Raw genomic sequence first — 24,012 nt, 5'->3', positions numbered from 1 at the left:
CGCTCTCGCCGCAAGCGCACGCACGGTCTAGAGAAGCGTCCATGTCCGCTTTGACGCCCGCTTCCGAAGCCCTCTCCGCCCGCGCCGTCGACCTGTTGCGGCGGCTGGTCTCCTTCGACACCACATCGCGCCGCTCCAACCTGGAGCTGATCGGCTGGGTCGAGACCTGGCTGGCCGAGCAGGGCATAGCCAGCCGCCGAATCGGCAACGCCGACGGGACCAAGGCCAACCTGCTGGCGAGCATCGGCCCCGATGTCGAAGGCGGCGTCGTCCTTTCCGGCCATACCGACGTGGTGCCGGTCGACGGCCAAGACTGGACCAGCGACCCTTTCGCTCTGATCGAGCGCGACGGGCGGCTGTTCGGGCGGGGCAGTTGCGACATGAAGGGCTTCCTGGCCCTCGCCCTGGCCGCCGTCCCCGACCTGCTGGCGGCCGAGCTGAAGCGCCCCGTCCACCTGGCCTTCTCCTATGACGAGGAGATCGGCTGTCTCGGCGCCCCGGCCATGATCGAGGTCATCGCCGCCGAACTGCCCCGCCCGGCCCTGGTGGTGGTGGGCGAACCCACCGACATGGTCGCCGTCAGCGCCCACAAGGGCATCATGTCGATCAAGGTGACGGTCGAGGGCCACGAGGCCCATTCCAGCCTGACCCACCTGGGCGTCTCGGCCAACATGGCGGCGGTCCGGCTGATGGCCTGCCTCTCGGATCTCGCCGACCGGCTGGAGCGCGAAGCCGACGCCGCCTCGCCGTACCTGCCCAAGCACCCGACCCTGACCATCGGCGTCATCGACGGCGGCACGGCCGGCAACATCCTGGCCCGCCGCTGCGAATTCATCTTCGACCTGCGCGCGCCGGGGACCTTCGACCGCTGGGGCGCGCTGCAGCCCTTCCTCGAGCTCTGCAAGCAAATCGACGCCGAACTGAAGGCCGACTGGCCCGATGCCGGCGTCTCCTGGAAACTGCTGGGCGAAGTCCCCGCCCTGGAGCCAGAGACCGACGGCCCCGCCGAAGCCTTCGCCCGCCGCCTGGCCGGCGACAACGGCCCGGCCCGGGTGGTCAGCTACGCGGCCGAGGCCGGCCAGTTCCAGCAGGCCGGCTTCTCGGTAGTCATCTGCGGCCCCGGCAGCATCGACCAGGCCCATCAGGCGGACGAATATGTCGAACTGGCCCAGATGCAGCGCGGCGGCGCCTTCATGGCCCGGCTGGTCGAGGCGCTCAGCGCGGACTGACCCTTTATTCCGCTCATCCCCGCGAAAGCGGGGACCCAGGCGTTTTTTGGGGGATGTCTACTGACGCGGTCCTGTCTCCAGGCGTTGCGGGATTTGAACGGTCCAAAACGGAAAAAGCCTGGGTCCCCGCTTTCGCGGGGATGAGCGGATTTTGGGTTAGCTGGCCAATGGCCCACTGGGCCGCATCCGCCACCATCGGCGACGGATCACCAGCCAACCGTTGCGCAGCAGGTAGCAGACTCGCATCCCCGCTGTTGCCGATGGCGTAGAGCACGTTCCTTACGAACCGATCCCGACCGATGCGCTTGATCGGGCTCTTGCGGAACAGGGCGCGGAAGGCGGCGTCGTCCAGGACGGCCAGCTCAGCGAGCGGCGGCGAGTCCAGGGCCTCGCGGGCGTGGAAAGCCGCCTCCTGGGCGGTGGCCGCGAACTTGTTCCAGGGACAGACGGCCAGGCAGTCGTCGCAGCCATAGATGCGGTTGCCCATTAGCGGCCGCAGGGCCGGATCGACCGGCCCGTCATGCTCGATGGTCAGGTAGGAGATGCAGCGCCGGGCATCCAGCCGGTACGGCGCCGGAAAGGCGTTGGTCGGGCAGATGTCCAGGCAGGCCCGGCAGCTGCCGCAGTGGTCGGCCTCGGCGGCGTCGGCCGGCAGGTCCAGGCTGGTCAGCACCGAGCCCAGGAACAGCCAGCTGCCCAGCTCGCGCGACACCAGGTTGGTATGCTTGCCCTGCCAGCCCAGCCCCGCCCGCTGGGCCAGCGGCTTTTCCAGCAGCGGGGCGGTGTCGACGAACACCTTCACCTCACCCCCGAACCTGGAAACCATCCAGCCGGCCAGCTGCTTGAGCCGGCCCTTGATCAGCTCGTGATAGTCGTCGCCCCGGGCGTAGGCGCTGATGTTTCCGGTGGACCGCTGGTCCAGCGCCGCCAGCGGGTCATGCTCGGGCCCGTAATTGATCCCCAGCACCACGGCCGACACCGCCCCCGGCCACATCGCCGTCGGATGCCGCCGCCGCTCCAGCGTCTCCTCCATCCAGCCCATCTGGCCCTGCAGCCCCTCGGCCACGAACTGGGCCAGCCAGTCGCCGTTCGGCCAGGGATCGGCGGCCGAGGCGAAGCCGCAGGCGTCGAAGCCCAGGCCAAGGGCGCGGGCCCGGATCTCGGCCCGTCCATCCCCGGCCAGGGCGGGCTTCATCCGCCGAGGGCGCGCAGGCGCTGGTTGTTCAGCTCGATGCGGCGGGCGACCAGCGGGCCGGCCTCCGCGGTCAGGGCCTGGGCGGCCGCGGGGTCTTCGGCCATCCTGGCCATGACCTGCCGGATCAGGGCGACCAACTGCAGTTCGACCTTGGCGCTCTCGTCATAGGTGGCGAAGGCGATCTCGATCCGGCGCTTCAGGTCGGGCGAGATGGAGCTGTCGGCCTGGCCCAGCGCGTACCGGGCCAGGGGCGCGACCTTGTTGGCCTGGCTTTCGGCCTCGTTCAGATCCTCGGCCATCTTGGTCGCCAGCTGCCGAAGCCTGCCCTCATCCTCGATCGCCTTGAGCATCTCGTAGAAGTCGGCGATCGCCTCGTTGCTGGCGATCATCGAGCGCGACAGCGCCGTCTGGGGCAGGCCCTCGCCGCTCATGGCCACGCCGATGGTCAGCAGGGCGTTCTCGGCCCGCAGAGCGGCGATGGAGCCGTCGATGAGGACGCCACGCAGCGCCAGGATCGCGGCCTGGTCGCCTAAGGCCGCCTTCTCGACCAGCGGCACGACCCTGTCGGCCAGGGTCAGGCTGTTGTCCGCCACGTCGCCGGCCACCTTGGGCAGCTTCGCCATGGCGGTCAGCAGCCGGGCGCCTTCAGGATCGCTGCGCACCGCGGCGAACCGGCTGCTGGGAAAGGCCGGCAGGGCCGCCCGCTCGGCGCGGATCCTGGCCTGGCTGGCCAGCACCCGGGCCTTCCAGGCGGCGACGTCGGCGGCGGCGGGCCGGGCTTCACTGGCCAGGACCAGCTGACCGCCGTCCATGACCTCGCCGAGGAACGCTTCGCTGGACAGCACCAGGGCCTGGTAGGGCGCGCTGGCCTGGACCAGCTGGGCCATCAGCCGGGAGTCGGCCGCCGCCGGCGGCGTGGCGGCGGCGGCGGCCGGCGCGGCCGGGGCCGCCGCCGCTGGCGCGCCCTTCTCGCCCGCCAGGACCGGCAAAGCGGCGCCCAGCAGCAGCACAGTGACGGTCAGAACCGAAAGACCACGCATGAACCTCAAACCGGCCCCACGGGGCCGCCCCCTTTTGAACAGGCCGGTAATTTCGCCGACCCGCCCTCGGAAGTCGAGTTCGGCGTATGGGAAGGCGGACGTTAGGCCCCCGTGAAGGTCTTCGAGGCGGCGGGCTTCATTGCGCGAACTGGGCCGTTCGCTGGGCTTGCAGGGCCGTGCGGCGGTCGACCAGGGGTCCGAGCTCCTCGTCCAGAATATTGCTCTCGCCATCCGGGTCGCGCGCCAGGGCCTCGATGCCCTTTTCCAGCACGTCGGCGATCTGAAGCTCGACCCTGCCGCTGTCGTCATAGGTGGCCAGCGCCGCGACGATGCGCGCTCTCAAAACCTCGGGCAGGGGTTCGGACTGCATGCGCAGGCTCATCAGGCGGGCCGTCGGCCCCATCTTGCGCGCCTCGGCCCGGCAAAGGTCCAGCTTGGCCCGCACCGCCGCCATCAGGGCGTCCGGGTCGACCTCCTCCCCATTCAGCTCGTCGTGGGTGTATTCGAGCAGCAGGATCAGGGCCTCGTTGCTGGCCCTGATCGTCCGCGACAGGATGGTCTGCGGATGTTCGGCGACGCCGGTGTTGATGGTGATGTCCAGCATCACGTTCTCGGCCTTCAGCGCCACGATCGTGCCCCGCAACAGCTCGCCGGCCAGCCGGATCCGGCTGTCATCGTCGCCGCCGATGGCCGCCTCGACCAACGGCACGATCGTGTCGGCCAGCTCCAGCACGCCGTCGGCGGACTGCGCCGCCGTCTGGGGCAGCTGCTCCATGCCCTCGGTCATGCGGCGGACCCGGGGATCGGACCCGAAGGCTTTGAAGGTGTCGCGCGGCCAGGGCGGCAGGGCGTTGCGGTGGGCCCGCAGCGAAGCGCTTTGAGCGGCGACCTTGGCCTTCCAGGCCGTCAGCCAGGCGCGGTCCGGCGGATTTTCGGTGTCGATGGCGCGGCTGGCGCCGTCGACGACCAGACCCAGCAGCTCATCGCCTTCCGAGACCAGGTCGCCATAGACGCTGGCGGCGGCGACCAGCTTGACCATGGCCTGGGAGAGCGGGTCGGCAGCCGGCGGCCCGGCGACCGGGACCGGCGGCGGTGCGGGCGGCGCGCCCTTTTCGCTGGCCAGGACCGGACCGGCGCACAGCAGGATCGCCAGGCCGGCCGCCAGGGCCGCCCTGACCGGAATGAACCAACGCATACGACCTAGACGACCAAGGCCGCCCCCCCACGATTACCGGGGCAGTGTCGCCGACCTGCCCTCAGAAGTCGAGTTCGGCGTAGTGGGAGGCGGGGGTCAGGCCCGGCTGGCGGTCGGCCAGCAGGGGGCGGAAGCAGGGCCGGGACTTCAGCTTCATGTACCAGGCGGTGAGGGCCGGGAAGTCGCGCCAGGGCAGGTCGCCCAGATAGTCGATCACCGACAGATGCGCCGCCGCCGCCATGTCGCCCAGCGACAGCCGCCGGCCGGCCAGCCAGTCGCGGGTCTGCAGCAGCTTTTCCAGATAGAGCAGGTGGTGGCGCAGGGCTTCGCGTCCGGCCCGCATGTTGGTCAGCGAGGGGGCGCCCAGGCCCAGCAGCCGCTTTTCCAGCTTCTCATGCAGCAGCGAGCCCCCGACCTCGGCGTCGAACTTGCGGTCGAACCATTGCGCCAGCCGCCGGGCCTCGGCCCGCTCGGCCGGCTCGCGGCCCAGCAGCGGCGGCTCGGGATAGCGCTCTTCCAGATGCTCGAGGATGGCGCGGGTCTCGCAGACCACCAGCGTTTTGCCGTCCTCCACCTCCACCAGAACCGGCGGCACCCCGGCCGGGTTGAGGGCGGCGAACTCGGGCGGCTGCTCCCAGTAGCGCACGATCACCTCGCTGAACGGCAGGCGCTTTTCGCCCAGCGCCAGCCGGACCTGCCGCGAGGCGGGGTCCAGGGGATAGTGGTGAAGGGTGCGGACGACGCTCATGCGGTTCTGACGGGGACTTTCAGTCGGAAGACGACGACGAATCAACGCCCCCACAACGCGCATACCCGCGTTAAGACCGCGTTTACCGCATCTCTTCCGTGAGGCTTTCCGCGCCCATCTCTGCAAACGCCCCGCCGTGCGGTTCGGCCCGGCCGCGCGGATCCAGGTGGATGATGATATCGGCGGCGGGGAAGGCGGCCAGGATCCGCTTCTCGGCCTCGACCACCGCGACATGAGCCTCGTCCAGGGTCAGGTCCGGGTCCATGTCGGCATGCAGCTGGATATGGATGTAGGGGCCAGAGGCGCGGGTGCGCAGCTGGTGGACATCGGTCAGGCGCGGATCGACGGTGACCAGCGCCGCGATGCGGGCCCGGGCTTCCTCGGGCAGTTCGCGGTCCATCAGCTGGTCGGCGGCCTGCCGGAACACCCCCACGGCGCCCCAGACCAGCCATCCCGTCACCAGCAGCCCCGCCGCCGCGTCGACCCGGGGCTCATCGAAAATCGCCGCCAGGGCGATACCGATCAGGGCCATGGCGTTGGAGGCCAGGTCGGCGGCGTAGTGGGCCCGATCCCCCGAAACCGCCACCGAGCTGGTCGCCTTCAGCACCCGCGCCTGGGCGAGGATCAATCCCAGGGTCAGCACGATCGAGACCGCCATGGCCCCCATGGACCAGGCCTCGGCCCGGATCAGGTAGGGATGCAGCAGCCGGTCGATGGCCTCGCGCCCGACCAGGGCGGCGGAACTGAACACCAGCCCGCCCTGCAGCAGGCTGGCGAAGGCCTCGGCCTTGCCATGCCCGAACCGGTGGCCGGCGTCCGGCGCCTTGGCGGCGTAGCGGACGGCGTAGGCGGTGATCAGCGAAGCCAGCAGGTCCAGCCCGCTGTCGGCCAAGGACGCCATCACGGCCATCGACCCGCTCATGATGTAGGCGACCAGCTTGACGGCGATCAGCACCGCCGCCGTCGCCGTGGACAGCAGGGTGATGCGCCGGGTCAGGACGGCGGCCTCGGCCGGCGGCAGGCCATGGACGTGGGGGGTCATGGGGGGGTTCTAGCCGAGGGGGCGCGATGACCCCAGCGCAAACGACTCTCGACTTTCGAACACGTCCGCCGCCGCTAGGATTTCCGCCTTTCGCCTGGCCCTAAGCCGCCCTTCTCGGCTCCGGCCCCACATACCGCGACTGCGGCCGGATCAGCCGCCCGCCCGCCAGCTGCTCCCGCGCATGGGCGATCCAGCCCGCCACCCGCCCCATGGCGAACACGCAGGTGAAGGCAGACGGCGGAAACGCCAACGCCTCCAGCAACAGCGCCGTGTAGAACTCGACATTGACGTCCAGCGCCCGATCCGGCTTGCGCTCCTTGAGGATGGTCAGGGCCGCCGTCTCCACCGCCTCCGCGAAGGCCAGGCGCCCCGGCAGGGCGTTGGAGCTCTCGGCCAGCCGGCCGATGGCCGTCTTCAGGGCGTCGGCCCTGGGGTCGCGCACCCGGTAGATGCGGTGTCCGAATCCCATCAGCCGGTCGCCATGGTCCAGGGCCGCCTCGATCCAGGCCCGGGCGTTCTCGGGCGTCCCGATGCCGTCCAGCATGTCGATCACCGGCCCCGGCGCTCCGCCATGCAGCGGGCCCTTCAGGGCGCTGATCCCGCCGACCACGGCGCTGGTCAGGCCGGCTCTAGTCGAAGCAATCACGCGGGCGGCGAAGGTCGAGGCGTTGAGGCCATGGTCGCAGACCGTGACCAGATAGGCGTCCAGCGCCGCCGCCTCGGCGGCTGAGGCGGGCGCGCCGCGCAGCATACGCAGGATATCGGCGGCGTGGCCCAGCTTGGGGTCCGGGGCGACGGCGGCCTGGCCGCCCTGCTCACGCACCACGGCGGCGGTGAAGACGGCCGGGGCGGCCAGCAGGCGGAAGGCGATATCCAGCGTGTCGCCATCCTGCAGCCGCGCGGTCAGGGCGCGCATGGCCTCGATCGGCGAGCGGGCCTTCAGACCGGCGTCCAGCGCCGCCACCTCGCCGAACACCTCGCCGCGGGCCCGGCCCAGGGCGGCGGTGAAGTCGCCGGGCAGGTCGTCGAAGAAGCCGTCGAACAACAGATGGGCGGCCTGTTCGAAACTGGTGCGCCCGGCCAGCTGGTTCAGGGGGTAGCCGCGGATCACCAGCCGGCCGGCCTGGCCGTCGACCTCGGACAGCACGGTTTCGGCGGCGACGACGTCATCCAGCCCGTCGGACATGGCGTTTTTCCTTCTCAATCCCTCATTCGCGGCTGACAGATCGCGCCATCGCGTGTTATCGTCAATCTTGATCAACTTGATCAATATAGGATTTGTCAATGTCCGGAGATCGGGACTGGCTGAGCGCCGACGAGGCGATGGATCGCCTGGGCATCCGGCCCCAGACCCTCTACGCCTATGTCAGCCGGGGCCGCATCGAGGCCCGCCCCGACCCCGACGATCCCCGCCGCAGCCGCTATCGCCTCGCCGATGTGGGCCAGCTGGCCGCCCGCAAGGGTCGTGGCCGCAAGGCCGCCGAGGTCGCCCAGAGCGCCATCGCCTGGGGGGAACCGGTCCTGGCCAGCGCCATCACCACCGTGGCCGGTGGCCGCCTTTGGTATCGCGGCCGCGACGCCGTGGTCCTCTCCGCCAACGAAAGCCTGGAGGGCGTCGCCCGCCTCCTGCGCGGCGGCCACGGCGCGGCCCTGAAGGCCGACAACCGCCCGGCCCCGCCGGCGCTGGCCTCGGGCCGCAGCCGCCTGTTCGCCACCCTGGCCAGCCGCGCCGGCGTCGACCCCCCCGGCCGGGGCCGAGCGCCCCTGGCCCTGGCCGTGGAAGCCGCCGGCCTGCTCGACGCCGTCGCCGACGCCGCCGCCGGCGAGACCGGCGATGGGGCGATCCATGTCCGCCTCGCCCGCGCCTGGGGCGGCGCGCCCGGTTCGGAGGACCTGATCCGCCGCGCCCTGGTCCTGCTGGCCGACCACGAACTCAACGCCTCGACCTTCGCCGCCCGGGTCACCGCCTCGACCGGCGCCTCTCTCGCGGCGGCCGCCCTGGCCGGCCTCTCGGCCCTCTCCGGCCCCCTTCACGGCGGCATGGCCCCCCGCGTCCTCAACCTCGTCGAAGAAGCCCGCCGCATCGGCCCCGAGGCGGCGGTCGCCGGCCGCCTGGCCCGCGCCGGCCCCCTCCCCGGCTTCGGCCATCCGCTTTATCCCGAGGGCGACCCCCGCGCCGAAGCCCTGCTCACCGCCTTCACCCCCGATCCCGAAATGCAGCGCCTGCGCGCCGCCGTGGAGGGCGGCACCGGCGAGGCGGCCAATGTCGATTTCGCCCTGGTGGCGCTGGCCCAGCACCTCAAGCTGGTGGAGGACGCCCCGTTCCTGATCTTCGCGGTGGCCCGCACGGCGGGCTGGATCGCCCATGCGGTGGAGCAGCTGCAGACAGGGCAGCTGATCAGGCCGCGGGCGCGGTACGTGGGTGAACCTGTCGGCGGATGAGCGCCAAGCCCTTCCCCCGCTGGCGGGGGAAGTGGCCTGAGATGCGCAGCATCGAAGGTCGTTGGGGGTCCTAGCGGCGTTGGCGGGTGGCACGCAGCCCGTAAAGGGCCCCCAACGAGCCTCCAGCTGCGCTGTCGGCCCACTTCCCCCGCCAGCGGGGGAAGGGCTGGTACTCTAAGCCAACTCCTGCTCGGCTAGTTGGTCGCTCAGGGGATGGCTGATCCGGCTGATCATCTCCTTGGGACACACCTGCCAGAACTGCCCCCGCACCCGGTCCCAATCCCGCAACAGACCCGCCGCGAACGCCGACCCCGTCTCCCGCGCATGCTCGGCGATCAGCTTCTTCAGCTCGCCTTCCCAATGGGCCGAGGCCAGGCGCTGCAGCACCACGCTCTCCTTGTTCACCCGCGGCGTAACCCGGTCGTGCTGGTCCAGCACGAAGGCCATGCCCCCGGTCATCCCGGCCGCGAAATTCCCGCCGATGGGACCCAGGATCACCGCCGTGCCGCCGGTCATGTATTCGCAGCCGTTGGCGCCGCAGCCCTCGACCACGGTGACGGCGCCGGAATTGCGCACCGCGAACCGCTCGCCGGCCTGGCCCGCCGCCAGCAGCTTGCCGGACGTCGCGCCATAGAGGCAGGTGTTGCCCAGGATGGTGTTGGCTTCCGGCGCCGTCAGCTGCGGGGCCGGGCGGACGATCAGGGTCGCCCCCGACAGACCCTTGCCGACATAGTCGTTGGCCTCGCCGGTCAGCACGATGCGCAGGCCGCGCACCGCGAAGGCCCCCAGGCTCTGGCCGGCCGAGCCGCGCAGTTCGACCGTCAGGTGGTCGCTGGGCAGGGCGTTCATGCCGAACTTGCGCACCAGATGGCTGGAAATCCGCGCCCCGATGGCCCGGGCGGTGTTGCGCACCGTATAGGTCAGCTGCATCTTCTCGCCGCGCGACAGCAGGGGCGCGGCGTCGCGGACGATCTGAGCGTCCAGGGTGTCGGGCACCTCGGTGCGGCCCGCGACGGTGCAGTAGGGCTTGTTGCCGCCCGGATCGGCCCGGACCAGCAGCGGGTTGAGGTCCAGGTCGTCCAGATGCTCGCCGCCCCGGCTGACCTGGGCCAGCAGGTCGGTGCGGCCGACCACGTCGATCAGCGACTTGAAGCCGAGCTCGGCCAGGATCTCGCGCACCTCCTCGGCGATGAAGCTGAACAGGTTGATGACCTTGTCGGGCGTGCCGGTGAACTTGGCGCGCAGGGCCTCGTCCTGGGTGCAGACCCCCACCGGGCAGGTGTTGGAATGGCACTGGCGGACCATGATGCAGCCCATGGCGATCAGGCTGGCCGTGCCGATGCCGAACTCCTCGGCCCCCAGCATGGCGGCCATGACCACGTCCCGTCCCGTCCGGATGCCCCCATCCGTCCGCAGGCGAACGGAGTGGCGCAGGTTGTTCAGGGTCAGCACCTGGTTGGCTTCGCTCAGCCCCATCTCCCAGGGCGAACCGGCGTACTTGATCGAGGTCTGGGGACTGGCCCCCGTCCCGCCGACATGGCCGGAGATCAGGATGACATCCGCCTTGGCCTTGGCCACCCCGGCGGCGATGGCCCCGATGCCGGTCATCGAGACCAGCTTCACGCAGACCCGGGCGTCCGGGTTGATCTGCTTGAGGTCGTAGATGAGCTGGGCCAGGTCCTCGATCGAGTAGATGTCATGGTGCGGCGGGGGTGAGATCAGCATTACGCCCGGCGTCGCATGGCGCAGCCTGGCGATCAGCTCGGTGACCTTGAAGCCGGGCAGCTGGCCGCCCTCGCCGGGCTTGGCGCCCTGGCTGACCTTGATCTCGATCTCGCGGCACTCGTTGAGATATTCGGCCGTGACGCCGAACCGGCCCGAAGCCACCTGCTTGACCGCGCTGTTGGGGTTGTCGCCGTTGGGCAGCGGCCGGTAGCGGGCCCGGTCCTCGCCGCCCTCGCCCGAGACCGACTTGGCCCCGATGCGGTTCATGGCGATGTTGAGGGCGCCATGGGCTTCCGGGCCCAGGGCCCCCAGGCTCATGCCGGGGGTGACGAAGCGCTTGCGGATCTCGTTGACGCTCTCGACGTCGTCGACCGGCACGGGCGTGCGGCCGGGCTTGAAGTCGAGCAGGTGGCGCGGCTGCTGCGCCGCCTGCCGCCGCAGGGCCGCCGAATAGAGCCGGTAGGAGCCATAGTCGCCGTTGTCGCAGGCATGCTGCAGGGCGTGGATCAGCCGCGCCTCGAAGGCGTGGGCCTCGCCAGAGCGACGGGCCTTGTAGAAGCCGCCGACCGGCAGGACGTTGGCCGCCCCGCCCCAGGCCTTGCGGTGAATCTCCACCGCCTTCTTCTCCAGGCCCGCCAGGCCGATGCCGGAGATGCGCGAGGGCATGCCGGGGAAGAACTCCGCCACCAGGGCCCGCGACAGGCCCACCGCCTCGAAATTATAGCCGCCGCGGTAGGAGCTGATCACCGCGATGCCCATCTTGGAGATGATCTTCAGAAGGCCCTGCTCGATGGCCGTCTTGTGGTTCACGCAGACGTCGCGCAGGGTCATCTCGCCGCTGAGGCCGCGCTCCAGCCGGTCCTGGAAGCCTTCCTGCACCAGATAGGCGTTGACCGCCGTCGCCCCCACCCCGACCAGCACCGCATAGGCATGGGTGTCGACGCACTCGGCCGCCCGCACGATGATCGACACATAGCTGCGCAGCCCCTTGCCGACCAGGTGGGCGTGGGCCCCGCCGGTGGCCAGGATCATCGGCAGGGCGACCCGGCCCGGACCGCTGTGCTCGTCGGTCAGCACGATGGTCGAGCAGCCGCGCAGGGCGGCGTCCTCGGCCTCGGCCCGCACCCGGTCCAGATTGGCGCGCAGGGCGTCGCCACCCCTCGCCTCGGGCGCCGGTATGGGCATGGTGCAGTCGATGACCGCGACGTTCTTCTCGCCGATATAGGTCAGGATGCGCTCGTACATCCCGGTGGTCAGGACCGGGCTTTCCAGCACATAGACGTCGGTCTGGGCCGCATCCTGGGCCAGGATGTTGCCCAGGTTCTTGAAGCGGGTCTTCAGGCTCATCACCCCGGTTTCCCGCAGCGGGTCGATGGGCGGGTTGGTCACCTGGCTGAAGTTCTGGCGGAAGAAGTGGCTGAGCGGCCGGTACTGGTCGCTCAGCACCGCCAGCGGGGTGTCGTCGCCCATCGAGCCGACCGCCTCCTTGGCGTCCTCGACCATGGGGGCCACGACCAGCTCCAGGTCCTCCAGCGTCATGCCGGCGGCGGTCTGGCGGCGGATCAGCTCTTCCTTGCCGAACTGGCGGGGCTCGGGCCCCGGGCCGATCTTCTCCTCGAGATTGACCATGTTGCCGAGCCACTCGGTGTAGGGATGGGCGTCGGCCAGGTGGTCGATGATCTCATCCTCGCCGTAGAGCTGGCCTTCCTGCAGGTCGACGGCGATCATCCGGCCGGGCGAGATGGCCAGCTTGCGGGTGATGCGGTCTTCGGCCACGCCGCACATGCCCGCTTCCGAGCCGACGATCAGCAGGCCGTCGTCGGTATAGGCCACCCGCAGCGGCCGCAGCCCGTTGCGGTCCTTGCCGGCCACGACCCAGCGGCCGTCGGTGGCGCAGACGGCGGCCGGGCCGTCCCAGGGCTCCATGACGGCGTTGCAGTAGGAATAGAGCGCCTTGTGCGACGGCTTCATCTCGGCGTCGGACTTGGAGTTCCAGGCCTCGGGGATCAGCAGCGACTTGGCCATGGGCGCATCGCGGCCGGCCCGGACCAGCACCTCGAAGGTGTTGTCGAGCGCCGCCGAGTCCGAGCCGCCCGGCTGGATCACCGGCTTCACGTCGTCGTCGAACTCGCCGAACGCCTGGGCGGCCATGCGGATCTCATGGCTCTTCATCCAGTTGACGTTGCCCTTGAGCGTATTGATCTCGCCGTTATGGGCCAGCATGCGGAAGGGCTGGGCCAGCCGCCATTGCGGGAAGGTGTTGGTCGAGTAGCGCTGGTGGAAAATGGCCACCGCCGCCGTGAACCGCTCGTCGCGCAGGTCCGGGTAGAACTCGTCGATATGCTCGGCCAGGAACATGCCCTTGTAGATCAGGGCCCGGGCCGACAGCGAGCAGATGTAGAAGTCGTTGATCGCCGAGGCGGCCACCCGCTTTTCGATGCGCTTGCGGCAGAGGAACAACGCCCGTTCCAGGGCCTGGCCGTCCAGGCCGGGGGGCGGGGCCAGCATGATCTGCTCGATCTCGGGCCGGGTGGCGTTGGCCTTCTCGCCGATCACGGCGGTGTTCACCGGAACCTGCCGCCAGCCATAGATGTAGAAGCCGAACCGCAGGGCCTCGGCCTCGACGATGGTCCGGGCCGCCTCCTGGGCCGTGAGGTCCGTGCGCGGCAGGAAGACCTGGCCCACGGCGATGGGGCCGGGGCGCAGGTTATGGCCGCTGCCCTCGACCTGTTCGGCGAAGAAGCCCTGCGGAATCGACACGAGGATGCCGGCGCCATCGCCGGTCTTGCCGTCGGCGTCGACCGCGCCCCGGTGCCAGACCGCCTTCAGCGCCTTGATGGCCAGCTCGACCACCTCGCGGCGCGGCTGCCCGTCGATGGCGCAGACCAGGCCCACGCCACAGGCGTCGCGTTCGTCGGCCGGGTTGTAGGCGTGGCCGGCGATGAGGAGGTCGCGGTTCTTCAGGTAGCGGTCGAGTTCAGCGCTCATTGGGGCGCTCCAGCAGCGGGATTGAGAATCCTCCCCCGGAGGGGGAGGGGGACCGCGCCGAAGGCGTGGTGGAGGGGGTTTGAGCTACATTCAGGCGTCAGGAAAAATCGCGGCGGTTCGGCTGCGGGCCCTCGGGCAAAGGTGGATGCAGCGGCAACCCCCTCCACCATGCTCCGCATGGTCCCCCTCCCCCTCCGGGGGAGGATTGGCATGGCGTGCGTCATCGCCTTCACTCCGCCGCCACGAGCGCGGGCGAAACCCGGGCCAGCAGGTCGGCGTGGATCGCCGCCGCCGCATCCCGGCCGTCGCGGATCGCCCAGACCACCAGCGAGGCGCCCCGGACGATATCCCCCGCGGCATAGACGCCCGGCAGGCTGGTGCGCTTGGCTCTACGGTCGGCCAGCTGCACCGTGCCGGCGCGACCGACCTTCAGATGCGGGGCGCCGAACAGGGTCGGCAGGTCCTCGGGCTCGAAGCCCAGGGCCGTGATCACCAGCCTGGCCGGCAGGTCATAGTCGCTGTCCTCCATCGGCTCGGGGCTGGAGCGGCCCGAGCTGTCCGGCGGGCCCAGCCGCATGCGGTGGGCGCGGACGCCGTCCGCCGCCTCGGCCTCGCCCAGCACGGCGCGCGGCGCGGCCAGCCAGTCGAACACTACGCCCTCCTCCTCGGCATGGGCGACCTCGCGCATCGAGCCGGGCATATTGGCCCGGTCGCGGCGGTAGAGGCAGGTCACGGACGTGGCCCCCTGGCGCACGGCGGTGCGCACGCAGTCCATGGCGGTGTCGCCGCCGCCGATGACCACCACATCCTTGCCGTCGGCGTCGAGCACGCCGCTGTCGAAGGCCTCCACGGCGTCGCCCAGACCCTTGCGGTTGGAAGCGATCAGATAGTCGAGCCCCTGGACCACGCCCTGCGAGCCAGCGCCGGGGACGGTCAGGTCGCGGGCCTGGTAGACGCCGGTCGCCAGCAGGATGGCGTCATGCTTCCCGCGCAGATCATCCAGCGAAGCGTCGCGGCCGACCTCGAAGTTCAGCCTGAATTCGACGCCGCCGTCCTCGAGCCGCCGGGTGCGGCGCTGGACGACGTCTTTTTCCAGCTTGAAGCCCGGGATGCCGTAGATCAGCAGCCCGCCCGGCCGGTCATGGCGGTCATAGACGGTGACGCTGTAGCCCTGCTCGCGCAGCAGCTCGGCCGCCGACAGCCCGGCCGGTCCGGCGCCGATGATCCCCACCGACTGGCCGCGATCGGCCCCGGGGGTCAGGGGCTGGACCCAGCCCTCCTCCCAGGCCTTGTCGGTCAGGTATTTCTCCACGGAGCCGATGGTCACCGTGCCATGGCCCGACTGCTCGATGACGCAGTTGCCCTCGCACAGGCGATCCTGCGGACAGATGCGGCCACAGATCTCCGGCATGGAGTTGGTGGCCTGGGAGAGTTGATAGGCCTCCTCCAGCCGCCCGGCGGCGGTCAGCCGCAGCCAGTCGGGGATGTTGTTGTGCAGGGGGCAATGGGTCTGGCAGAAGGGGACGCCGCACTGCGAACAGCGCGAGGACTGCTCGGCAGCCTTGGCGTCGATGAAGTCGGCATAGATTTCGTGAAAGTCGCGGTCGCGCGCCTGCGCGTCCCGCTTTTCAGGGGTGGAGCGCGCGACGGTGGTGAACTTCAGCATGCGCTCGGCCATGCCAAACCCTTTCAGTGCCTGTGCGGGCGGAGAAAACTTTCACAGCGGGCTCCTTATCGCGCCCAAAGGGGAAGAAAAATGCGTTGGTCAACTTCAGGGACCAAATTTCGCGCGACTGACGGATAAATGAACGGCTTCGCGGTTCGTAACGAAATAACTGGTCCCATCTTGGGACAATAGCTTTGGGGAAGCCGAAATGGCCGACTGGCTGAACGCCATTATCCTGGGTCTGGTCGAGGGCCTGACCGAGTTCATCCCGGTGTCGTCCACCGGCCACCTGCTGCTGGCGGCCAGGCTGCTGGGCCTGGAAGACCCGTCCTGGAAGACCTTCGTGGTGCTGATCCAGCTGGGCGCCATCCTGTCGGTGGTGGTGCTCTATTTCCAGCGGCTGTGGGACGTGGTCCTGCGCCTGCCCAGCGATCCGGCGGCCCGCCGTTTCGTGCTCAGCGTGCTGATCGCCTTCCTGCCGGCGGTGGCCGCCGGTCTGGGCCTGCACAAGGTGATCAACGGGACCTTCATGGAGAGCGTCAGCCTGATCTGCTGGTCGCTGATCATCGGCGGCGTCCTGCTGATCGTCCTGGACCGCTGGCGCCCCACGCCCCGGCACGAGGACGCCATGACCCTGCCGCTGCACACCTCGCTGATCATCGGCCTGGTGCAGTGCCTGGCCCTGGTCCCGGGCGTCTCCCGCTCGGGCGCCACCATCGCCGGCGCCATGCTGGCCGGCGTCGACCGCAAGGCCGCCGCCGAGTTCAGCTTCTTCCTGGCCATGCCGACCATGGCCGGCGCCTTCACCCTGGACCTGTGGGACGCCCGCGACACGCTCAACTCCAGCCAGGCCTGGCTGATCGCCATCGGGTTCGGGGTGTCGTTCCTGGTCGGGCTGGCGGTGGTGAAGTGGATGATCGGCTTCGTGGGAAAGCGCGGCTTCAGCCTGTTCGGCGTCTGGCGGATCGTCGTCGGGGCGCTGGGGCTGTGGCTGATCAGGGGCTAGGGGCTAGGGGCTAGGGGCTAGCAGCCTGCGCCATCCCTAATCCCTAATCCCTAGCCCCTAACCTCAGAACGCCCCTTCCGGCGCCTCGGCGTACTGGCCGCCCTTGCGGTAGCGGTAGAGGTAGCTGGGGACGATGGCCTCGATGCTCTTGGGAACGATGCCCAGGGCCTCGAAGCCCTGGCCCGAAGCGACATTGTCGCTCTTCAGCGCGGTGACCTGGTCGGAGGTGATCGGGGCCGGGACCAGCGGGATGTAGCCATAGACCAGCGCGGCCAGGTCGCCGCCCATGCCGATCAGCCCGGCCACGGGCCAGGGAAGCGGCAGCAACAGCCGGCTGCGGCCGGTCTCGCGCAACACGAACTCCATCAGTTCCTTGAAGCTGAACACCCCCGGGCCGCCCAGTTCGTAGGTCTGGCCCTGGGTCGCCGGGTCCTCGATGATTCGGGCGATGGCCTCGGCCACGTCGGCGACATAGGCCGGCTGGAATTTCGTATGGCCGCCGCCGAACAGCGGCAGGGCCGGGCTGAGCGCCGCCAACTGGGCGAACTGGTTGAAGAAGCGATCCTCGGGGCCAAAGACGATCGAGGGCCGCACGATGGTCACGCCTGGATAGGCCTCGCGGGCCGCCGCCTCGCCCATGGCCTTGGTGCGGGCGTATTTCGAGGCCGAATGCTCATCGGCGCCGACGGCCGAGATCTGCACCAGCCGGGTGACGCCGGCCGCCGCGCAGGCCTCGGCGACGGTCTTGGCCCCCATGGCATGGATGGTCTGGAAGCCCTGGCGGCCCACCTCCTGCAGCACGCCCACCAGGTTGACGCAGCCCTCGGCGCCTTCGAGCGCCCGGGCCACCGAGGCCTTGTTGCGGAGGTTGGCCTGGACCACCTCGATCTGGCCGACATCGCCCAGCATGCGCAGGCGATAGCCCCGCCCGGGGTTGCGAGCGGCGACCCGGACCCGCAGGCCCCGCTTGGCCAGGGCGCGCACGACCTGGCGGCCGACAAAACCGGTTCCCCCAAAGACGGTGACCAGACCCTGCATGCGCGCCGCGCTCCTAAGAAGAAGAGGTTCGGATAGACGATGCCCCCTCAAGAGGCAACGGCCGCTGTTGACCGTCCGATGACGGCGCCCTAAGAGGCTCGCCTCGCGCCGATCCGAAAGGGTCGGAGATGCGGGCCCAGGTGGCGGAATTGGTAGACGCGCTGGCTTCAGGTGCCAGTGGCTTAACGGCCGTGGAGGTTCGAGTCCTCTCCTGGGCACCACCCTTCGCTCTCTAACGAGAGCTTCGGATGGCGAGCCACCCTTACCTAGGTGGCAATTTTGAATAGCCGTCATCACTCTCTATAGATGCGCCCTTGGGAGCGTGGAGCGAGCCTTGGCCAATCATCTGCATGAGGGCGACCTGCCGGAGGGCCTGTTCGAGGGCGCGAGCAGTCTCGCCATCGATTCCGAGACCATGGGCCTCAACCTGAGGCGGGATCCCCTCTGCGTGGTGCAGCTGTCGGCCGGGGACGGCGACGCCCACATGGTGCGGCTGGACCGCTCGAGCTACGACTGCCCCAACCTCAAGGCCCTGCTGCTCAATCCCTCCATCCTGAAGATCTTCCACTTCGGGAGGTTCGACATCGCCATGTTCGAGCTCTATCTGGGCGTCACCACCACGCCGGTCTGGTGCACCAAGATCGGCTCCAAGATCGCCCGCACCTATACCGACCGCCATGGCCTCAAGGACGTGGTCAAGGAGCTGGTCGGGGTCGACCTCTCCAAGGCCCAGCAGAGCAGCGACTGGGGCGCCGCCAAACTCAGCCCCGAGCAGCTGGCCTATGCCGCCACCGACGTGCTGCATCTGCATGCGGTCAAGGAAAAGCTTGAAACCATGCTTATCCGGGAAGGCCGCATGGGCCTGGCCCAGGCCTGTTTCGACTTCCTGCCGCACCGCGCGCGCCTTGATCTGGCGGGGTGGGGGGAAATGGACATCTTCGCTCACAGCTAGGCCGACCTATATAGCCCCCACATGACCCACGCCGCCGCCCATGGTTTCGAGCCCCGCCGCATCGGCCCCGCCATGGGCCGGTGGCGCCGGCGTTCGGCCCTGATCAAGGCCCTGCGCTGGGCCCTGCCGCTGGCCATGGGGCTGATCGCCGCCTTCCTGGTGGCCATGGTGGTGCTGAGCGGGGTCAAGAGCGCCAAACCCGACCTCAAGGCCGCCTCCACCGCCATCCGGCTGGTCAACGCCCGCTTCATGGGCCGGGTCAAGGACGGCCGCAGCTTCCAGATCGGCGCCCGCGACGCCATGCGCGACGAGAAGAACCTCAACCTGGTCATCCTCAGCGAGCCCAACCTGACCATCGGCGGCGAGACCCCGACCCCGGCCCGGCTGGCCGCCAGGCGCGGCGAATATGACGAGGTCAAGCGCATCCTGACCCTGATCGGCGATGTGCGGATCGACGACGGCAGCGGCCGGCGGGTGAACAGCGAGCGGGCGGTGGTCGATACGCGGACCGGCAAGGTGGTCGGCCAGTCGGGCATCACCGGCGACGGGCCCATGGGCCAGTTCAGCGCCCAGTCATACAATGTCGACCAAAAGAGCAAGAAGCTCGAATTCAAAGGCAGGGTTCGCGCCCGGATGAATACGAAGTAGTAGGAACCCGATGACCACCAAGAGACTCAGCATGACCGGCGCGCGCAACCGACTGAGCCTGGCTATTCTGGCGGCGGGCCTGCTCGCCCCGACCCTTGCCCTGGCCCAGCTCGACACCCGCTCGCCCATCGACCTGTCCGCCGACTCCTCGGTGGTCGACAACGCCACCTGCATCTCGGAATGGAAGGGCAATGTCGAAGCCCTGCAGGGCCGCACCCGCCTGCGCTCCGACTCCATGAAGGTCTATGGCGTCAAGGGCGACTGCGCCCAGGCCGACCGGCTGGTCGCCGACGGCAACGTCTATTACGTCACCGCCGACCGCAACGTGAAGGCCGACCACGCCGTCTATGACGCCGGCAGCGAGATCATCACCCTGACGGGCGGGGTCATCATCGTGCAGGGCAAGAACGTGGTCCGCGCCGACAAGGCGGTGATCAACACCAAGACCGGCGAGACCCAGCTGCAGTCGGCGGGCCGCGCCAATGGCGGCCGGGTGCGCGGCGTCTTCTATCCGTCCGACAAGCCCGCCGCCAAGAAGCCCTGACCGATGGACGCGGCGGTAACCGACAAACCGGTTCTGGCTGACGAAGGCCTTGTGGTCGAGCGGATCGGCAAGGCCTTTGGCGACCGCCATGTCGTCAAGAATGTCTCCCTGCGCCTCAAGCGCGGCGAGGTGGCCGGCCTGCTGGGCCCCAACGGGGCGGGCAAGACCACCTGCTTCTACATGATCACCGGCCTGATCCCGGCCGACTACGGCAGGATCAGCCTGGACGGCGCCGACATCACCGCCCTGCCGATGTTCCAGCGGGCCCGGATGGGGGTCGGCTATCTGCCGCAGGAAGCCTCGATCTTCCGCGGCATGACGGTCGAGCAGAACGTCCTGGCCGTGGTCGAGCTGCGCGAGAAGAACCGCGACAAGGCCCGCGACACCGTCACCGCCCTGCTGGAAGAGCTGCACATCGCTCATCTGCGGGCCGCCCCGGCCATCTCGCTGTCGGGCGGCGAGCGGCGGCGGGTGGAAATCGCCCGGGCCCTGGCCAGCGAGCCCAGCTTCATGCTGCTGGACGAGCCCTTCGCCGGCATCGACCCCCTGGCCATCCAGGACATCCGCGACGTCATCGCCTACCTCAAGGGCCGCGGCATCGGCATCCTGATCACCGACCACAATGTCCGCGAGACCCTGGAGATCATCGACCGCGCCTCGATCATCGCCGGCGGCGAAGTGCTGTTCGAGGGCGCGCCGAAGGAGATTACGGACAACCCGGAAGTGCGGCGGGTCTATCTGGGCGACCGGTACTAGCTTCCTTCAAATCCTCCCCCGGAGGGGGAGGGGGACCGCCCCGAAGGGGTGGTGGAGGGGGTTGAAACTACAACCACTTCTGCACGCGGGAACGCGGCTTATCGGCTGCGCCCAATCCTGACGCCTGGATGTAGCGTCAGACCCCCTCCACCATGCTCCGCATGGTCCCCCTCCCCCTCCGGGGGAGGATTCAGGGGCGGGGCCGCCGCCGCGATCCGATCAGGTCGAAGAAGGCTAACCCAAAGCCGCCGCCGACGAGGACCGCCGCGAACAGCAGCTGGCCGCCCAGGCTGGACGGCGTCTCGGTTCCGATCAGCAGCCAGTGCAGCCCCAGGAAGGCGAGGACACCCAAAGCCAGGCCCGCCAGGAATCGAACCAGACGATTCCTGGCTTCGAGGATGAACGCCCGCCCGCGTTCACCGCCTTTGCTCAGCAGGTGATTTAGGACCATACCGGTGACCACCAAAACCACGCCAAGTAGGGCTCCGATGACGCCGGCGATGGCGCCTCTGCGCACATCCCCGACGCTCAAATATTGGTAGGCGTATGCAGCGCCGAGGAGCAGGACGACAGGGATGTCGAGCCACAGCCTTGAGGGGATGCTTCGCTGCCAACGGACCTTATGCGGACCATTGGAAGCCGAGCCGTCCACCCTCTCGGGCAGACCTGGGGTCGGTTCTGGCGGCTTCATTGGAGACACCCCTACTGACAGAAACTAGCGTCGTCCGCCATCAGCCGGCAAGACCGGCCCCGATCTTGCAGGGCCTGTCAGCCCTCCGTTAACCCAATGCGCGTCAGATGGCCCTTCGAGCATTCGGAGAGGGCGTGGACCTTGGCGTTGGGACCCAGACTTGAGCTTCGGCAAGGCCAGAGCCTGGTCATCACGCCGCAGCTGCAGCAGGCGATCAAGCTGCTGCAGCTGTCGAACATCGAGCTCGAGGCCTATGTCGAGGCCGAGATCGAGCGCAATCCGCTGCTCCAGAAAGACGAACGCGACGCCGAGCCGGAGGCCGAGGCCGTCAAGGCCGAGTCCACCGATGACTGGAGCGTCGACAACGCCCCCGACAGCGTGGCGGCGGCCGAGTTCGACGGCGGCGAGGGCGACGCCTCGCCCGGCGAACGGGCCACCGGCGATGGCGATTTGGGCGCCCAGCAGGCCGGCGGGGCGGTCGACTGGTCCAAGGCCGGCAAGGGCGGCAGCTTCGAGGGCGGCGAGGACGACCTGGAAGGCCGACTCACCCGCGCCAAGACCCTGTCCGAACATCTGCACGACCAGCTGGCCGTGGCCGGCCTCAACGACGCCGAGCGGGCCGTGGCCGCCCAGCTGATCGACGCCGCCGACGAGGGCGGCTACATGCGCGCCGACCTCTGGGAGATCGCCGAGCGGCTGGGCTGCGAACTCGGCTTCGTCGAGGGCGTGCTCACCGTCCTGCACGGCTTCGAGCCGACCGGCGTCCTGGCCCGCGACGTGCGCGAATGCCTCGCCCTGCAGCTCAAGGAGCGCGACCGGCTCGATCCCGCCATGGCCGCCCTGCTGGACAATCTCGAACTGCTGGCCCGCCGCGACATGAATGCTTTGCGCCGCGCCTGCGGGGTCGATGACGAGGACCTGCGCGACATGATCGCCGAGCTGAAGTCGCTGACGCCCCGCCCGGGCGCGGCCTTCGGCGGCGAGCCCAGCGCCCCGGTCGTCCCCGACGTCTTCGTCCGTGAAGGCCTGGGCGGCCTGTGGCTCGTCGAGCTGAACACCGACACCCTGCCGCGGGTGCTGGTCGACCAGCGCTATCACGCCCGGGTGGCCGGCGGGGCGCGCACCGACCAGGAAAAAACCTTCGTCTCCGACTGCCTGGCCACCGCCAACTGGCTGGTCAAGAGCCTGGACCAGCGGGCCAAGACCATCCTGAAAGTCGCCTCCGAGATCGTCCGCCAGCAGGACGGCTTCCTGGCCTATGGCGTCGAGCATCTGCGGCCGCTGAACCTCAAGACCGTGGCCGACGCCATCGGCATGCACGAATCCACCGTCAGCCGGGTGACCTCGAACAAATACCTGGCCACCCCGCGCGGGGTCTATGAGATGAAGTTCTTCTTCACCTCCTCCATCGCCTCGACCTCGGCCGGCGCCGAGGCCCATTCGGCCGAGAGCGTGCGCCACAAGATCAAGCAGCTGATCGAGGCCGAGCGCAGCGAGACCGAGGTGCACAGCGACGACCATATCGTCGACATCCTCAAGGAAGCGGGGGTCGATATCGCCCGCCGGACCGTCGCCAAATACCGCGAGGCGATGCGGATTCCGTCGTCGGTCGAGCGACGGAGAATGTTACGCGCCTCGGTGTGATCCTTTTCACATCGGCGTGCGTTGAACGCCTATGACCCTGGTCCTCGAAGCCCCCGACCCGGCCGCCCCCCATCCTCCCGGCCGCCGGCTCTCGCGGGCCCTGCGTGACATCCGCGACGAGGGCGCCGACTCGGTCGCCGTGCATGAACTGACCACCCGCATGGGCGAGCGGGCGTTCGGGGCCCTGCTGGCCCTGTTCTCCCTGGTCAACCTGCTCCCCGCCCCGCCGGGATCGGGCGTCATCCTGGCTGCGCCGCTGGTGCTGATCGGCGCGCAGGCGGCGCTGGGCGCCCGGGCCCCCTGGCTGCCCCGCTTCGTGCGCCACCGCCGGATCAGCCAGCCCCGCTTCGGCAAGGCCCTCAAGCGCACCCTGCCGGCCCTCGACTGGCTGGAAGCCTTTTCGCGGCCCCGCCTGACCTTCCTCTTCAACCCACCGGCCGAGCGGCTGATCGGCCTGGTCTGCGCCATCCTGGCCATCGTCTCGATGATCCCGATCCCCTTTGCCCACATGGCCCCGGCCATCGCGGTGGGGATCTATGGCCTAGCCCTGATGCAGCGCGACGGCGTGCTGCTGATCGTCGCCATCGGCCTGACCCTGCTCTCAGCGGTGCTGTTCATGCTGGGCGCGGGGGCGGTGGTGACACTTCTTCATCACCTTTCGCCTATCGTCTCGGGTGGGGTCCAGGCCCCCCTCTAGGACTGTTGGGGGGGTTCACGAAACTGCGATCCCCAGTGGGTCGGGTTTTCTTGACACCTTGGCGCAGGAGGCGCGTTGTCTAGCCATGCAAGTGCATGTTTCCGGCAAGCAAGTCGACGTCGGGGAGGCCCTGCGTTCGCGGGTTTCCGACGAACTTTCCACCAGCATCGGCAAATACTTCGATCGCGGCGGCTCCGCCGACGTGACCGTCGGGCGGGAGGGTCACTCCTTCCGGGTCGATTGCGCCCTGTCCCTGGATTCGGGCGCCAGGCTGCAGAGCCACGGCCTGGGCGGCGACGCCCACGGGGCCTTCAGCGCCGCCCTCGCCAAGATCGAGACGCGCATCCGCCGCTACAAGCGACGGCTCAAAAGCCACAGCGAGCAGTCCAGCGCCCGCCAGGCCGAGACCGCCGCCTTCTATGTGCTGCGCGGCGCCGATGACGTCGACGACGGCGTCGACAGCTGGGGCGACGACCACCACGACCACGAGCCGCCCCAGAGCATGATCATCGCCGAATCCGAGGCGGATCTGAAAACAATGACTGTTTCCATGGCGGTTATGGAGATGGACTTGACCGAATCCCAGACAATCGTGTTTAGGAACGCCGCTCACGGCGGGTTGTCCGTGGTCTACCGTCGCCCGGACGGCCATATCGGCTGGATCGACCCTTCGAGAACGAACAAGCCGAACGGAAATTAGGGCAGGTGGGCCGTCAGGCCCGCCCCCCACCGCTTCCTCCCCCCGGCCTCTAATAGAGCAGGCATG

Annotated in this window: 20 protein-coding genes and 1 tRNA gene; 11 read left to right on the top strand and 10 right to left on the bottom strand. The window is 69.3% G+C overall.

The annotated features are described in order from the left end of the window. The first annotated feature begins 50 nt into the window (after positions 1-50). Positions 51-1,229, top strand: a complete 1,179-nt coding sequence (gene argE, locus QO010_RS16165) for an acetylornithine deacetylase (protein ID WP_307350807.1) — start codon at positions 51-53, stop codon at positions 1,227-1,229. Between the two features lie 13 nt (positions 1,230-1,242). Here argE and queG read toward each other — a convergent pair whose 3' ends face one another. The 6 genes from queG to QO010_RS16135 all read right to left on the bottom strand — a co-directional run bounded on the left by queG (position 1,243) and on the right by QO010_RS16135 (position 7,635). Then, entirely contained in the window at positions 1,243-2,424 is a 1,182-nt protein-coding gene (gene queG / locus QO010_RS16160) for a tRNA epoxyqueuosine(34) reductase QueG (protein ID WP_307350771.1), read from the bottom strand. Continuing rightward, positions 2,421-3,464 (bottom strand): hypothetical protein, encoded by a 1,044-nt coding sequence (locus QO010_RS16155; RefSeq protein WP_307350769.1) that lies wholly within the window; start codon positions 3,462-3,464, stop codon positions 2,421-2,423. Before QO010_RS16155 ends, queG begins: the two co-directional genes overlap by 4 nt. Positions 3,465-3,600: 136 nt before the next feature. After that, positions 3,601-4,659, bottom strand: coding sequence for a hypothetical protein (locus tag QO010_RS16150; protein ID WP_307350768.1), 1,059 nt, complete (start codon positions 4,657-4,659; stop codon positions 3,601-3,603). Positions 4,660-4,720: 61 nt separating this feature from the next. Continuing rightward, positions 4,721-5,407, bottom strand: a complete 687-nt coding sequence (gene fzlA, locus QO010_RS16145; RefSeq protein WP_307350766.1) for an FtsZ-binding protein FzlA — start codon at positions 5,405-5,407, stop codon at positions 4,721-4,723. Positions 5,408-5,489: 82 nt separating this feature from the next. Further along, entirely contained in the window at positions 5,490-6,449 is a 960-nt protein-coding gene (locus tag QO010_RS16140; protein WP_307350764.1) for a cation diffusion facilitator family transporter, read from the bottom strand. A gap of 100 nt (positions 6,450-6,549) precedes the next feature. Next, on the bottom strand, positions 6,550-7,635 hold the full coding sequence (locus QO010_RS16135) for a citrate synthase/methylcitrate synthase (RefSeq protein WP_307350762.1): 1,086 nt from the start codon (positions 7,633-7,635) through the stop codon (positions 6,550-6,552). A 98-nt stretch (positions 7,636-7,733) separates the two neighbouring features. Between QO010_RS16135 and QO010_RS16130 the strand changes: the two genes are divergently transcribed. Beyond that, positions 7,734-8,891, top strand: a complete 1,158-nt coding sequence (locus QO010_RS16130) for a citrate synthase family protein (protein WP_307350760.1) — start codon at positions 7,734-7,736, stop codon at positions 8,889-8,891. Between the two features lie 174 nt (positions 8,892-9,065). Here QO010_RS16130 and gltB read toward each other — a convergent pair whose 3' ends face one another. Then, positions 9,066-13,604, bottom strand: coding sequence for a glutamate synthase large subunit (gene gltB / locus QO010_RS16125; RefSeq protein ID WP_307350758.1), 4,539 nt, complete (start codon positions 13,602-13,604; stop codon positions 9,066-9,068). Positions 13,605-13,833: 229 nt separating this feature from the next. Continuing rightward, the gene (locus QO010_RS16120) at positions 13,834-15,282 is read right to left on the bottom strand and encodes an NAD(P)-dependent oxidoreductase (protein ID WP_307350756.1); all 1,449 of its coding nucleotides are present in this window, start codon (positions 15,280-15,282) and stop codon (positions 13,834-13,836) included. 196 nt (positions 15,283-15,478) lie between these two features. On the opposite strand from QO010_RS16120, the gene QO010_RS16115 reads away from it, so the two are divergent. Continuing rightward, on the top strand, positions 15,479-16,276 hold the full coding sequence (locus tag QO010_RS16115) for an undecaprenyl-diphosphate phosphatase (protein ID WP_307350754.1): 798 nt from the start codon (positions 15,479-15,481) through the stop codon (positions 16,274-16,276). A 63-nt stretch (positions 16,277-16,339) separates the two neighbouring features. Here the strand turns inward: QO010_RS16115 and QO010_RS16110 are convergent, their stop codons facing one another. Beyond that, the gene (locus QO010_RS16110; RefSeq protein ID WP_307350752.1) at positions 16,340-17,314 is read right to left on the bottom strand and encodes a complex I NDUFA9 subunit family protein; all 975 of its coding nucleotides are present in this window, start codon (positions 17,312-17,314) and stop codon (positions 16,340-16,342) included. A gap of 134 nt (positions 17,315-17,448) precedes the next feature. On the opposite strand from QO010_RS16110, the gene QO010_RS16105 reads away from it, so the two are divergent. From QO010_RS16105 to lptB, 5 genes are all read left to right on the top strand, one after another. Next, positions 17,449-17,535, top strand: a tRNA-Leu gene (locus tag QO010_RS16105). A 113-nt stretch (positions 17,536-17,648) separates the two neighbouring features. Next, the gene (locus QO010_RS16100; protein ID WP_307350750.1) at positions 17,649-18,266 is read left to right on the top strand and encodes a ribonuclease D; all 618 of its coding nucleotides are present in this window, start codon (positions 17,649-17,651) and stop codon (positions 18,264-18,266) included. A 21-nt stretch (positions 18,267-18,287) separates the two neighbouring features. Next, positions 18,288-18,914: an LPS export ABC transporter periplasmic protein LptC gene (gene lptC / locus QO010_RS16095; RefSeq protein WP_307350749.1), complete on the top strand. Its 627-nt coding sequence runs from the start codon at positions 18,288-18,290 to the stop codon at positions 18,912-18,914. A 10-nt stretch (positions 18,915-18,924) separates the two neighbouring features. Beyond that, positions 18,925-19,458, top strand: coding sequence for an LptA/OstA family protein (locus tag QO010_RS16090; protein WP_307350748.1), 534 nt, complete (start codon positions 18,925-18,927; stop codon positions 19,456-19,458). A 3-nt stretch (positions 19,459-19,461) separates the two neighbouring features. Then, a complete protein-coding gene (gene lptB / locus QO010_RS16085) occupies positions 19,462-20,214 on the top strand; it encodes an LPS export ABC transporter ATP-binding protein (RefSeq protein ID WP_307350746.1) in 753 nt (250 codons plus the stop codon). A 190-nt stretch (positions 20,215-20,404) separates the two neighbouring features. Here the strand turns inward: lptB and QO010_RS16080 are convergent, their stop codons facing one another. Beyond that, positions 20,405-20,905 carry a hypothetical protein gene (locus QO010_RS16080; protein WP_307350744.1) on the bottom strand — a complete coding sequence of 167 codons (501 nt, stop codon included), beginning with the start codon at positions 20,903-20,905 and terminating at the stop codon, positions 20,405-20,407. Between the two features lie 141 nt (positions 20,906-21,046). On the opposite strand from QO010_RS16080, the gene rpoN reads away from it, so the two are divergent. From rpoN to hpf, 3 genes are all read left to right on the top strand, one after another. Further along, positions 21,047-22,549 (top strand): RNA polymerase factor sigma-54, encoded by a 1,503-nt coding sequence (rpoN, locus tag QO010_RS16075; RefSeq protein WP_307350742.1) that lies wholly within the window; start codon positions 21,047-21,049, stop codon positions 22,547-22,549. 31 nt (positions 22,550-22,580) lie between these two features. Continuing rightward, the gene (locus QO010_RS16070; protein ID WP_307350740.1) at positions 22,581-23,246 is read left to right on the top strand and encodes an exopolysaccharide biosynthesis protein; all 666 of its coding nucleotides are present in this window, start codon (positions 22,581-22,583) and stop codon (positions 23,244-23,246) included. Between the two features lie 85 nt (positions 23,247-23,331). Continuing rightward, positions 23,332-23,946, top strand: a complete 615-nt coding sequence (gene hpf / locus QO010_RS16065) for a ribosome hibernation-promoting factor, HPF/YfiA family (protein ID WP_307350739.1) — start codon at positions 23,332-23,334, stop codon at positions 23,944-23,946. Positions 23,947-24,012 lie beyond the last annotated feature (66 nt).

This window comes from Caulobacter ginsengisoli (genome assembly GCF_030814835.1).
Taxonomy (GTDB): domain Bacteria; phylum Pseudomonadota; class Alphaproteobacteria; order Caulobacterales; family Caulobacteraceae; genus Caulobacter; species Caulobacter ginsengisoli.
The sequence above is the reverse complement of the archived record's forward strand: the minus strand, read 5'-3'. Positions and strand labels throughout refer to the sequence as shown.